The organism is Serratia quinivorans (assembly GCF_946227985.1).
GTDB classification, from domain to species: domain Bacteria; phylum Pseudomonadota; class Gammaproteobacteria; order Enterobacterales; family Enterobacteriaceae; genus Serratia; species Serratia quinivorans_A.
Window position 1 is genome coordinate 21,853 of the sequence record NZ_CAMKGL010000014.1, and the last position, 13,239, is coordinate 35,091.

Below are 13,239 nucleotides of genomic sequence, written 5' to 3' on the forward strand. Positions count from 1 at the left end.
AAAAAAACCGCCCGAAGGCGGTTTCTTGCAACGCATGACAAAACTCAGCAGTAGCCGTAGTTCATCAGGCGCTGGTACCGACGGTTGAGCAACTCTTCGTTGTTCAGGCCATCGAGATCTTTCAGGTCAGCCAGCAACTGTGCTTTCAGCGCGGCTGCCATTGCAGGAACGTCGCGGTGAGCAGAACCCAAAGGCTCCGGGATCACCGAATCGATCAGCTTAAGCTCTTTCAGACGCGGTGCGGTAATGCCCATCGCTTCTGCAGCCAGAGGTGCCTTATCAGCACTCTTCCACAGAATGGATGCACAGCCTTCCGGTGAAATCACCGAATAGGTGCTGTATTGCAGCATATTCACTTTGTCGCCAACGCCGATGGCCAATGCACCGCCAGAACCGCCTTCGCCGATCACGGTGCAGACAACCGGGATGTTCAGGCGAGACATTTCACGCAGGTTATGGGCAATCGCTTCTGACTGGCCGCGTTCTTCCGCGCCCACGCCCGGGTATGCCCCTGGGGTGTCGATGAAAGTGATCAACGGCATTTTGAAGCGAGAAGCCATTTCCATCAGGCGCAACGCTTTGCGATAGCCTTCCGGTGCCGGCATGCCGAAGTTACGGCGGATTTTCTCTTTGGTTTCGCGGCCTTTCTGGTGACCGATGATCATCACCGGGCGACCATCCAGACGCGCAATACCACCGACAATCGCTTTATCATCGGCATAGGCGCGATCGCCAGCCAGTTCTTCGAAGTCGGTGAAGATGTGTTTGATATAATCCAGGGTATAAGGACGGCGTGGGTGGCGTGCCAATTGGGCAACTTGCCAAGCCCCAAGATCGGAAAAAATCTTGCGCGTCAGCTCAACGCTCTTTTCACGAAGGCGCTGAACCTCTTCGTCCAGATTAATATCTAATTTTTCGTCTTGACGGCTGACTGCAGTCAGCGAGTCAATTTTCGCTTCCAGCTCTGCAATCGGCTGTTCAAAATCAAGAAAATTCAGACTCATAGCATTCCTATTTTAGTCAAATTCCAGTTCCACCTGCTCATTACCTACCAAAGTCCGCAAATCTATCAATAAGCGGTCGGTGGGCGTCACGCGCCAGGTTGCGCCAAAACGCAGCTTGGCCCGCGCATCTTCCCGTTGATAGTAAAGATGCACTGGAATCGTCCCCGAGCGATGGGGTTCCAAAGACTGACGGAGACGGTTCAAAAGCTGGTCATCAATTTGCCTGTCCGTCAGCGAGATAGCAAGTCCGCGAGCGTATTTTTCACGGGCTTCACTGATGTCCATTAGCTCGCGGGCGGTCATTTTAAGCCCACCGCTAAAGTCATCAAAGCTGACCTGTCCACTGGCGATCAGGATACGGTCTTTTTCCAATAAATGCTGGTATTTTTCTAAGGCATCGGTGAATAACATTACTTCCAGACGGCCTGAACGGTCATCCAGCGTACAAATTCCGATGCGATTACCTCGCTTGGTAACCATAACCCGTGAGGCGATCACCAGCCCAACAGCGGTCGTCATCTTGCCCCGATCCGTCGGGTGCATATCTTTCAAACGCTGGCCACCGGCATAGCGTTCGATTTCCTTCAGGTACTGGGTGATCGGGTGCCCGGTGAGGTACAACCCCAGCGTTTCCCGTTCACCGTCCAGCACCACCTGCTCCTGCCAGCGGGGCACGTTGGCGTAGGATTGCTCCACCTGCTCCGGCGCCTCCGCCAGTACGCCAAACATGTCCACCTGGCCGATAGCTTCGGCTTTGGCATGCTGATCGGCCGCTTTCAGCGCATCGCCCAATGAATTCATCAGCGCAGCGCGATGCGGCCCAAGGCGGTCGAATGCCCCGGACATGATCAGCTTTTCCAGAATGCGGCGGTTCAGTTTTTTGATATCGGAGCGCGCGCACAGGTCAAACAGATCTTTGAAATAGCCCTGCTCGCCACTGTTACGCGCTTCAAGAATAGCTTCAATCGGCCCTTCCCCGACGCCCTTGATAGCGCCGATGCCGTAAACGATCTCGCCTTCATCGTTAACGTGGAAATGGTACTGCCCGCTGTTGATGTCCGGCGGCAGGATTTTCAACCCCATACGCCAGCATTCATCCACCAGGCCCACCACCTTATCGGTGTTGTCCATATCGGCGGTCATTACCGCCGCCATAAACTCGGCCGGATAGTGCGCCTTCAGCCACAATGTCTGGTATGACACCAGCGCATAGGCAGCGGAGTGCGATTTGTTGAAGCCGTAACCGGCGAATTTCTCCACCAGGTCAAAGATTTTTACCGACAGTTCACCGTCGATACCGCGTGATTTTGCCCCATCTTCGAAACCGCCACGCTGCTTGGCCATCTCGACCGGGTTCTTTTTACCCATTGCACGACGCAACATGTCCGCGCCACCCAGCGAATAGCCGGCCAGCACCTGGGCAATCTGCATTACCTGTTCCTGGTACAGGATGATGCCATAGGTAGGTTCCAGTACCGGTTTGAGCGACTCATGCTGCCACTGAATATCCGGGTAAGAGATCTCTTCACGACCGTGCTTACGGTCGATAAAGTTATCTACCATGCCAGACTGCAGCGGCCCAGGGCGGAACAGCGCCACCAGTGCGATCATATCTTCGAAGCAGTCGGGCTTCAGGCGTTTGATCAGATCTTTCATGCCGCGTGATTCAAGCTGGAAGACCGCAGTGGTCTCCGAACGCTGCAGCATGTCGAAGCTTTTCTTGTCTTCGAGCGGGATAGCGGCGATATCGATCGGTTCCAGCCCGGTCTTCGCGCGGCGGGCGTTGATCATCGCCAACGCCCAGTCGATGATGGTCAGGGTACGCAGGCCCAGGAAGTCGAACTTCACCAGCCCGGCATATTCCACGTCGTTCTTGTCGAACTGGGTTACCGGATGCTGACCTTCTGCATCGCAGTACAAGGGTGCAAAGTCAGTGATTTTGGTCGGTGCGATCACCACACCACCGGCGTGCTTACCGGCGTTACGCGTCACCCCTTCCAGCTTGCGCGCCATGTCGATCAGCGCTTTGACTTCCTCATCGGCCTCGTAAATTTCCGGTAACTGCGGCTCGGCGGCAAAGGCTTTCTCCAGCGTCATGCCCGGATCGGGTGGCACCAACTTGGAGATACGATCGACGAAGCCGTACGGGTGCCCCAATACGCGGCCCACGTCGCGAATAACCGCCTTCGCCGCCATGGTACCGAAGGTAATGATCTGGGATACCGCCTCACGGCCGTACATCTCCGCCACGTGATCAATCACCAGATCGCGTTTTTCCATGCAGAAGTCGACGTCGAAGTCGGGCATCGAAACACGTTCCGGGTTAAGGAAACGTTCGAACAGCAGGTCAAATTCCAGCGGATCAAGATCGGTAATTTTCAGCGCATAAGCCACCAGTGAACCGGCACCAGAACCACGGCCTGGTCCTACCGGCACGTTGTTGTCTTTCGACCACTGGATGAACTCCATCACGATCAGGAAGTAACCCGGGAAGCCCATCTGGTTAATTACTTTCAGCTCAATATCCAGACGTTCGTCGTATTCAGGGCGGCGCTGAGCACGCACTTCCGGATCCGGGAACAGGAACTCCAGTCGATCTTCCAGCCCTTCCTTCGACTTAAGGACCAGGAAGTCTTCGGTGGTCATATCACCGGTTGGGAACTGCGGCAGGAAGTATTCGCCAAGGCGAATTGTCACGTTACAACGCTTGGCGATCTCTACGCTGTTGAGCAACGCCTCCGGGATGTCGGCAAACAGCTCACACATCTCGTCCTCGTCACGCATGTATTGCTGCGAGGTATAGTTACGCGGGCGCTTGGGATCATCCAACGTGAAGCCGTCGTGGATGGCAACGCGGATCTCATGGGCGTCAAAGTCATCCGCTACCAGAAAACGCACATCGTTGGTGGCCACTACCGGCAGCCCACGTTCGGTCGCCAGGGCTACCGCTGCATGCAGGTAGTTTTCTTCGTCCGGCCGTCCGGTACGGATCAGTTCGAGATAGTAACTGTCGGGGAAGTACTGCTGATAAAACTCCAGGCACTGCTCCACCTGAGGCTGGTTGCCACGCAGCAAAAACTTGCCGACGTCGCCCTGACGGGCACCAGAGAGCAGAATAAGCCCTTCACGGTGCTCAATCAGCCAGTCGCGATCGATTATTGGGCCGGCGGCGCCGTAACCGCGCTGATAGGCGCGGGAAATCAGCAGCGTCAGGTTTTGGTAACCTTCATTATTGGCGGCCAGTACGGTGAGCTGCGCCAGCTCGTCGCCCAGCACTTCGCTTTGCACATGAAAATCCGCGCCGATGATCGGTTTGATCCCGGCGCCGTGCGCGCTGCCATAAAACTTCACCAGACCACACAGGTTGGTAAAGTCGGTAATTGCCAAAGCGGGCATGGCTAACGCGGCGGCTCTTTTCACCAAGGGTCCGATCTTGGCTAATCCATCAATCATGGAGTAGTCACTATGAACGCGCAGGTGAATAAAACGAGGTTCGGCCATATCCAGATACCTGAATCTAGGGGCTCAGCAAACTGAACCCGGGTTAACTCTATCGCGTGCCCGGCCCGGCTAGGGCCGGAAGGTTACAGCGCCAACACCCTTCTAACCGGGGCAAAGCTGCGGCGATGATGCTCGGTCGCACCCAGCGCGGCCAGCCGCTCCAGATGGAAAGCGGTTGGGTAGCCTTTATGCTGCGCAAAGCCGTAGTCCGGGAATTCCTGATCCAACTCGGTCATTTCGCGGTCACGCGTGACCTTCGCCAGAATGGACGCGGCGCTGATTTCTGCCACGCGGCTATCTCCCTTCACCACCGCCTGCGAACGCATTGGTAATTTAGGACAACGGTTACCGTCGATCAATACCATGTCCGGCGCGATATGCAATCCGGCGACCGCTCGCTGCATCGCCAGCATGGTGGCATGCAGAATATTCAGTTGATCGATCTCGTCCGGCTCGGCTCGCCCCAGACTCCAGGAAAGTGCCTTCTCGACGATTTCGTCATACAGCGCCAGACGGCGCTTTTCACTGAGTTTTTTCGAGTCCGCCAGCCCAATGATTGGCCGCGCAGGATCGAGGATCACTGCGGCGGTCACTACCGCCCCGACCAAAGGGCCACGGCCGACTTCGTCCACGCCGGCAATCATCGTGGCGACAGGATAAATGAAGGGTTCAATCATGCTTTTGCCAGCTCCAACACAGCCTGAGCGGCCTGTTCATCGGCACCACAACGGATGCTTTGGTGCAAGGTTAGGAAAGTCTGTTTCAGTTCGTCGGTTTGCGGGCTGTCTTCCAGCAATGGCATGACCGATGCCGCCAGCTTGTCCGGCACGCAGTCGTGCTGTAACAGTTCGGTGACGATCTCACGACCGGCCAACAGGTTGGGCAGTGAGACATAGGGTGTCTTCACCAACCGCTGCGCTATCCAGAAGGTAAACGGCTTCATGCGGTAACCCACCACCATCGGACATTTGGCCAGCATGCACTCCAGTGCCGCCGTCCCTGAGGCCAGTAAAGCTGCGTCGCTGGCGATCATCGCCTCACGGCCCTGGCCATTGAGCAAATGGACCCTTAACTCAGGTGCCACTTCCGCCTTGATGCGTTCGAACTGCTCGCGTCGCTTGGCGTTTACCAACGGCACCACCAGTTCCAGTTCCGGATAGCGGGTACGCAGCAACTGGGCCGTCTTCAGGAAGTCAGCGCTAAGCATCTCGACTTCAGCACCGCGGCTGCCCGGCAGCAGAGCCAGACAACGCGCATCAGGGGCTATGCCCAGTTTAGCGCGCGCAGCCTGTTTGTCCGGTTGCAGCGGCATGGCGTCGGCCATGGTATGGCCAATAAACCGACAGGGAACATTGAAACGATCGTAAAACGCTTTTTCGAAAGGGAGAAACGCCAACACCAGATCGGTGGCTTTGCCTATTTTGAAAACACGCTTTTGACGCCAGGCCCAAACGGACGGGCTGACATAGTGAATAGTGCGGATGCCGCGCTGTTTCAGGCGACCTTCCAGGGTGATATTGAAGTCCGGCGCGTCGATACCCACAAACACGTCAGGCGCGAGATCGCTGAACCGGCGGGTAAGATCCTTACGGATCTTTAACAGGCGTGGCAGGCGCTCAAGCACCTCGACCACGCCCATTACCGCCAGCTCTTCCATTTCGTACCAGGTTTCGCAACCTTCGGCCTGCATCAGCGGGCCGGCGACGCCAACAAAACGCGCGTCGGGGATCTGCGCCTTGAGCGCGCGAATTAAACCGGCGCCAAGAATGTCACCGGAGGTTTCTCCGGCGACCAATCCGATAGTCAATGGGCGATTTTGCATAGGTCAGCGAATAATACCGCGAGTTGAACGGGTGAAGAAATCGAGGTATTGCTGCACCACTGGCTGTTCTTTAGCCAGTGTTTCGATTTCTGTCTTCGCCTCATCCAGCGTTTTTTCACTGCGATAAAGGATCTTGTAGGCATTACGAATCGCCTGCATTTCATCCTTATCAAAACCACGACGCTTCAGGCCAACGGCGTTAACGCCGAATGGTGTAGCGTGGTTACCTTGTGCGATGACGAAAGGAGGCACGTCTTGAGCAACCCCGGAGCAACCGCCAACCATCGCATGCGCACCGATAATGCAGAACTGATGAATAGCCGTCATGCCGCCGATAATAGCGTGATCATCGATTTCAACATGACCGCCGAGCGTGGCATTGTTAGCCAGCACGCAGAAGTTACCGACCACGCAGTCATGCCCAATATGAGTATTGACCATCAATAGATTATCGCTGCCCACTTTAGTCAGGCCAGTGCCCTGCGCTGTGCCGCGATGGATGGTGACGCTTTCGCGGATGCGATTACGGTCGCCCACTTCAACGCGTGTTGGTTCACCCGCATACTTCAGATCCTGATTCACTTCACCGATGGAGGCGAACTGATAGATCTGATTATCGCGGCCAATCTTGGTAATACCGTTCACCACAACGTGGGACTTCAGTACCGTGCCAGCGCCGATTTCCACCTGGGAGCCGACGTAGCAGAAGGGACCGATATGCGCGCCAGCGCCAATAATGGCACCTTCTTCAACTATTGCGCTAGGGTGGATAAAGGCGGTTTCGTCAATCACGGATTAAGACTCCCGGCTGCGCGCACACATCATGGTTGCTTCGCAGACAATTTTGCCGTCGACGGTCGCCACGCCTTTAAAGCGCGTCAAACCACGACGAGTTTTCTCAAAGGTGACTTCCATGATCATTTGATCACCAGGCACTACCGGGCGTTTGAAGCGGGCTTCGTCGATACCGGCAAAGTAATACAACTCACCCGGCTCCAGTTTGCCGACGCTTTTAAACGCCAGAATACCGGTGGCCTGCGCCATGGCTTCCAGAATCAATACGCCTGGGAAAATCGGCTTACCAGGGAAGTGTCCCTGGAAAAACGGCTCATTTACAGATACGTTCTTCACCGCACGCAGGAATTTGTGTTCCTCAAACTCGAGGACGCGATCGACCAGCAAGAACGGGTAACGGTGAGGAAGCAACTCTAAAATTTCTGCAATATCCAGAGTATGAGTGTCAGTAGTCAAAATACTCTTCCTGTCTCTAAAAACTGATGGCATCAACAACACGGCCTGCGCTGCCCCCAATAAGGAGGAAGTCATGCAGGCCGCAAATTAACAACTCTTTGCGCTTTTGGTCTCATGACCAACGCGTTTCGTTTTGTACCCAGCGAGGCGGGCGGTAGTGATTAGTCTTTTCCGACTTTTCGTTCGACAGCTTTTAAGCGCTTGCTAATCTCATCGATATTCATCACCAACGCAGCGGTTTTACGCCAAACTTTGTTGGGTTGTAACGGAATGCCCGAAGAGTATACCCCAGGTTCGGTGATTGGTCGCATAACCATTCCCATTCCGGTGACAACAACCTTGTCGGCGATCTCCATGTGACCGTTGATCACGCTGGCTCCGCCGATCTGGCAGTAGCGGCCGATTTTCAGGCTGCCCGCCATGATAACACCGCCAGCAACGGCAGTATTGTCGCCAATCACCACGTTATGTGCAATCTGGCATTGGTTGTCGATGATAACACCATTCCCGATCTGGGTGTTATCCAGCGCACCGCGGTCAATGGTGGTGCAAGCGCCAATCTCGACGCGATCGCCGATAATTACCGTGCCCAACTGAGGGATTTTTATCCACTCACCACGTTCGTTGGCATAGCCGAAACCATCAGCACCAATCACAGTGCCTGACTGGATCAGGCAGCGTTGGCCGATCTCGACTTCATGATAAATTGTTACGTTCGCCCACAGACGCGTACCCGCGCCAATGCGCGCACGTTTGCCGATGAAGCATCCAGGGCCGATAATCACGTTATCGCCAAGGACTGCGCCCGACTCGATCACCGCATTGGCACCAATGGCAACATGCTGACCCAGTGTGGCTTCAGGTGAGATAACCGCGCTTGGCGCGATATCCTGAGCCGGGGACGGCGTGGTATCCATCAGTTGCGCCATGCGCGCGTAAGTCAGGTAAGGGTTTTTAACCACCAGCGCCGCAGAACGGCAGTGTGGTAAATCCGCCTCGGTAAGCACTACTGCGCTTGCCTGGCAGGAAGCCAGCTGCTCTTGATAGCGGCTGTTTGACAAAAACGTGATTTGGCCAGCCTGTGCCGAATGCATAGAAGCAATGCCGGTGATGACGAGATCGCCATCACCGTGCAATTGTGCATCCAACTGCTGCGCTAGATCAGCCAGTCGAATTGAAGGCATGTTGTTATTTAACCTGTTTCAGCACGTCAGCAGTGATGTCTTTAGAAGTCCCTGCATAGGCAACAGCGTTAGCATCGATAACTACGTCGTAGCCTTCTTTGCTGGCAACAGATTTCACAGCATCCTGAATACGGCTCAGGATTTTGTTACGCTCTTCCATCTGACGGCGACGGTTGTCCTGCTCAAAAGCCTGTGCTTTCTGAGAGAACTGCTCGCGCTGTGCCATCACGTCTTTTTCCATCTTGCTGCGATCGCTGGCTTTCATGGTAGCGCCATCACGCTGCAAACGTTGCATTTTGGTCTGAAGGCTACGCTCCATGTTCTGAAGCTCACCCGCACGGCCTTTAAACTCGTTTTCCAGCTGTTTAGCTACGGTTTCACGAGCCGGCAACTGTTGGAAAATGCTGGAGACGTTAACTACAGCGATCTTATCTGCTGCCTGAACGCCAGCTGAAGCAGCCATTGCTAAACCGAGGCCTGCGGCACACAACCACTTTTTCACTATAAACTCCTTACCATCACCCATTTGTGTCATATGACACTTGAAGTACACAATCTGCCAGACTTATCCCGCAAAACAATGAGAATCATCTCTCTGTGTTCTGACGGGCGCCTGGCATTTGCGATTATTAATAACTGCTATGCCCAGAAGCCGGACCTGTTACCAGGTCTTGCCAATGTTAAACTGGAACTGTTCGGACTTGTCGCCTTCGTATTTCTTGATCGGGTTGGCATAAGAGAATACCAACGGACCCAAAGGTGACATCCACTGCAAAGCGATACCGGCAGAAACGCGGATGTTGCTCGCTTTACTGTAGTCCGGAATATCGTACATGCTAGTTTGAGCAGTATTCTGCCAGTTGGTATCCCACACGGTACCTGCATCCACGAACAGTGAAGTACGCACTGAGTTGGCGTATTTCTCACTGATGAATGGCGTTGGTGTGATCAGCTCCATACTGGCGACAGCCATGGCGTTACCGCCCACTGCGTCGTCCGAATTACAAATCGGGGTACCGTTACTGCAGCTATACGAGTTGGAGTTGTAGTATGCCGCTTTTGGACCGATGGTGTTGGAGCCGAAACCACGCACGGTGCTGGAACCACCGGCATAGAAGTTTTCGTAGAACGGCATTTCTTTGCCGCTCAGACCATCTGCATAACCCAGACGGCCACGACCCAACAGCACCCAGGTGCGGTCATCATTGATCGGAACATACTGCACGCTGTCTAACGTCAACTTGTAGTATTCGTTATCTGACCCTGGAATGGTGACTTTACCATTGAGCGTTGTGCGGTTACCCGAGGTTGGGAAATAGCCACGGTCAAGGTTGTTGTAGGTCCAACCCAGGTTCAGCGTGAAGTCATCGGCAGAATAGCTGGCACGATCTGTGGTGTTAGGGTTCAGCCCCATCGAGTCCAGATAACGCCACATGGCAATCTGCGGCTGCATGTTCGACAGGCCGTTATGCACATAACCCAAGCCGGTACGCAACGAGTTGTTCTCGTTGATAGGGAAGCCCAGGGTACCGTCTATACCGTAACTCTTGTTGGTATAGTCGGACAGGTCCGCGTCATCGGCTTTAAAGTCGTTATAGAAGATACGGCCACCCAAACTCACACCGTCAACGGTGAAGTACGGGTTGGTTACCGACAGCTCGGTGTAAGTCTGGTAATCGTTCTTGGTACCGCTGATGCCGACGGAATAGCCGGTCCCCAGCCAGTTGTCCTGCTGAACACCCGCCTGGAAGCTCACGCCGCTCTCGGTGCCGTAGCCGACGCCGAAGTTGAAGGTACCGGTGTTACGTTCTTTCACCTTATAGGTGACATCAACCTGATCCGCAGTACCTGGCACGCGTTGGGTTTCAACATCTACCGTTTCAAAATAGCCTAAACGGTTCAGACGTTCTTTGCCCTGCTCTACCTGAGCATTACCCAGCCACGCACCTTCCATCTGACGCATTTCACGGCGCAGTACGGAATCTTTACTGGTGTCGTTGCCTTCAAACTTAATGCGACGGACATAGAAACGGTTACCCGCATCAATATTCACGTGCAGCTTCACGGTTTTATCCGCGTCGTTGATTTCAGGCTGGGTAGAAACACGCGGGTAAGCGTAACCGTAACGGCCCAACATCGTTTTGATGTTGTCTTCCATTTTGGTCACTTTACTGCCGTTATAAAGCTCACCTGGCTCAATCTTGGTCAACTGGGCAACTTCCGCCGAGTGGCCGGCCAGATTACCGTTCACCACTACGTCAGTGAGCTTGTATTGCTCGCCTTCAGTGATATTGATGGTGATATAGATGCCTTTTTTGTCCGGCGTCAGGCTGACCTGAGTCGAATCAATATTAAAGCGCGCGTAGCCGCGGTCCAGATAGAAACTGCGCAGGGTTTCGAGGTCACCCGCCAGCTTTTGCTTCTGGTATTTGCGATCGCCAACCACGTTCCACCACGGCACTTCATCACGCAGTTGGAAGCGTGAAATCAGTTCATCATTGGTGAAGGCATGATTGCCGACAATGTTGATTTGTTGAATTTTGGCGGAAACCCCTTCCGTGAACACCAGTTTCAGGTCAACACGGTTACGCGGCAATGGCGTGACAACGGCTTTCACCGAGGCACTGTATTTACCGACGCTGTAGTAGAAGTCTTCCAGCCCTTTTTCAATGCTGGATATCGTGGTGCGGTCGAGCGCTTCGCCAACCCGGACGCCAGAGGCTTCCAGATTTTGCTTGAGCATGTCATCTTTCACCGACTTGTTGCCGGAGAAAGTGATGCTGGCAATGGTAGGGCGTTCCTTAACCTGAACAATCAGCGTATTACCATCGCGCAGCACGCGAACGTCCTCGAAGTTGCCAGTGGCAAACAAGGCACGGATGGTATTACTGATATCATCGTCAGTGACGGTATCGCCTACGCGAACCGGCATGTTGAGTAACGCCGCACCGACGGCGACTCGCTGCAGGCCTTCGAAATGAATATCCTTCACTACGAACCCGTCTGCACCGTATACGGTGGCGCTGCCAAACAGCAGCGACGCTATGAGCAACTTTTTCATCGCCATCGTTGTTATGCGTTCTTCCTAACCTATCCCCGCCCCTAAAGACGAGAAAAATCATTGAAAAGTGCAAGACCCATTAAAAGCACCAACACGATCGAACCTATGCGGTAACTGTAGTCCTGTACTCGCTCGGAAACCGGCCCACCCTTCAGCTTTTCTATCGCCAGGAAGAGGAGATGCCCACCATCTAACACCGGTAATGGGAACAGGTTGATGATACCCAGGTTGACACTGATCAACGCCAGAAACATCAGATAATACACAAACCCGACCCCAGCTGACGCCCCTGCTCCCTGTGCAATCGAAATCGGGCCACTCAGGTTGTTCAGCTTTACATCACCGGTTATTAATTTACCCAGCATTTTGACCGTAAGGCTCATAAGCTGCCAGGTCTTGTCCCCGGCCTGATACAGCGCCGGGAAAGGTCCATACTGGCGAATCGTCTTGTACTCGTCCGGCAGCGGCAACACTTTCGGAATGATGCCGGCAAAACCCACCGATTTGTCTTTTCCCACCGGCTTTGTATCCGGTATCAGCGTCAAAGACAAGGGGGCACCGTTTCTTTCGATCTCTAAAGCCAGCGGTTGCCCTGGACCGTTGTGTATCCGTTTCACCAACGTTTGCCAACGACCCAATAGCTGACCATCGACTTTAACGATCCTGTCCCCCGCTTGTAAACCCGCCTTTTGCGCTGCCGACCCCGGCTGCACTTCGGCAAGGACAGATTCTATCTGCGGGCCGCGTGGAATGATACCCAACGCCACCACGGGATCCTGTTTGTCCGGCTCAAAATTCCACTGGCGCAAATCCAGGGTTTTGGTCACCACTGTGGAAGAACCAAACGGCGCTATACCTACTGCGGTTTCTGCGTCGCCAATCTTCGCCACCAGTGCCAGACGAACTGATTCCCAATCAGGCGTTTCGATGCCATCTACGGACTTAAGTTCCATTCCAGGCGAAATTTCAGCGTGGGCCGCAATCGATTGAGGAGCGATTTCACCGATTACCGGGCGGAAACTGGGCACGCCGATAATGAATACCAGCCAGTAAGCAAGGATAGCAAACAGGAAATTGGCGATAGGACCGGCACTGATGATAGCGGCGCGCTGCCAAACGGTTTTGTTGTTAAACGCCTGATGGCGGAGTTCGGGTGCGACCGAATCAACTCGCTCATCGAGCATCTTCACGTAGCCGCCAAGCGGGATCAGGGCAACAACATACTCCGTACCCTGACGATCGGTACGACGCCATAAGGCACGGCCAAAGCCGATGGAGAAGCGTTCTACACGGACGCCGCAGCGACGGGCGACCCAAAAGTGCCCGAACTCGTGCACGGTGATCAATACACCGAGCGCAACAAGAAACGCGACTAAGTTCCAGAGCACGCTGATCATAATCCCTTCACTCCCCGCC

At 54.3% G+C, this 13,239-nt stretch carries 10 protein-coding genes; all 10 read right to left on the reverse strand.

Annotated features, from left to right (window positions below; all coding sequences use genetic code 11):
• Nucleotides 1-44: 44 nt before the first annotated feature.
• Nucleotides 45-1,004 carry an acetyl-CoA carboxylase carboxyl transferase subunit alpha gene (gene accA, locus OCH02_RS23140; protein ID WP_261433157.1) on the reverse strand — a complete coding sequence of 320 codons (960 nt, stop codon included), beginning with the start codon at nt 1,002-1,004 and terminating at the stop codon, nt 45-47.
• A 12-nt stretch (nt 1,005-1,016) separates the two neighbouring features.
• Nucleotides 1,017-4,505 carry a DNA polymerase III subunit alpha gene (gene dnaE / locus OCH02_RS23145; RefSeq protein WP_261093611.1) on the reverse strand — a complete coding sequence of 1,163 codons (3,489 nt, stop codon included), beginning with the start codon at nt 4,503-4,505 and terminating at the stop codon, nt 1,017-1,019.
• 83 nt (nt 4,506-4,588) lie between these two features.
• Nucleotides 4,589-5,182 (reverse strand): ribonuclease HII, encoded by a 594-nt coding sequence (rnhB, locus tag OCH02_RS23150; protein WP_261433158.1) that lies wholly within the window; start codon nt 5,180-5,182, stop codon nt 4,589-4,591.
• Nucleotides 5,179-6,327 carry a lipid-A-disaccharide synthase gene (gene lpxB, locus OCH02_RS23155; RefSeq protein ID WP_261433159.1) on the reverse strand — a complete coding sequence of 383 codons (1,149 nt, stop codon included), beginning with the start codon at nt 6,325-6,327 and terminating at the stop codon, nt 5,179-5,181. The genes rnhB and lpxB overlap by 4 nt, the downstream gene beginning before the upstream one ends.
• 3 nt (nt 6,328-6,330) lie before the next feature.
• Nucleotides 6,331-7,119 carry an acyl-ACP--UDP-N-acetylglucosamine O-acyltransferase gene (lpxA, locus tag OCH02_RS23160; RefSeq protein WP_261433160.1) on the reverse strand — a complete coding sequence of 263 codons (789 nt, stop codon included), beginning with the start codon at nt 7,117-7,119 and terminating at the stop codon, nt 6,331-6,333.
• A 3-nt stretch (nt 7,120-7,122) separates the two neighbouring features.
• Nucleotides 7,123-7,578, reverse strand: a complete 456-nt coding sequence (gene fabZ, locus OCH02_RS23165) for a 3-hydroxyacyl-ACP dehydratase FabZ (protein WP_006327526.1) — start codon at nt 7,576-7,578, stop codon at nt 7,123-7,125.
• A 161-nt stretch (nt 7,579-7,739) separates the two neighbouring features.
• Entirely contained in the window at nt 7,740-8,762 is a 1,023-nt protein-coding gene (gene lpxD, locus OCH02_RS23170) for a UDP-3-O-(3-hydroxymyristoyl)glucosamine N-acyltransferase (protein WP_261433161.1), read from the reverse strand.
• 4 nt (nt 8,763-8,766) lie between these two features.
• Nucleotides 8,767-9,264 (reverse strand): molecular chaperone Skp, encoded by a 498-nt coding sequence (skp, locus tag OCH02_RS23175; RefSeq protein ID WP_112347219.1) that lies wholly within the window; start codon nt 9,262-9,264, stop codon nt 8,767-8,769.
• A gap of 159 nt (nt 9,265-9,423) precedes the next feature.
• Complete coding sequence (gene bamA, locus OCH02_RS23180; RefSeq protein WP_261433162.1) at nt 9,424-11,829, reverse strand: outer membrane protein assembly factor BamA; 2,406 nt, start codon at nt 11,827-11,829, stop codon at nt 9,424-9,426.
• Nucleotides 11,830-11,864: 35 nt separating this feature from the next.
• Entirely contained in the window at nt 11,865-13,220 is a 1,356-nt protein-coding gene (rseP, locus tag OCH02_RS23185; protein WP_261433163.1) for a sigma E protease regulator RseP, read from the reverse strand.
• Nucleotides 13,221-13,239 lie beyond the last annotated feature (19 nt).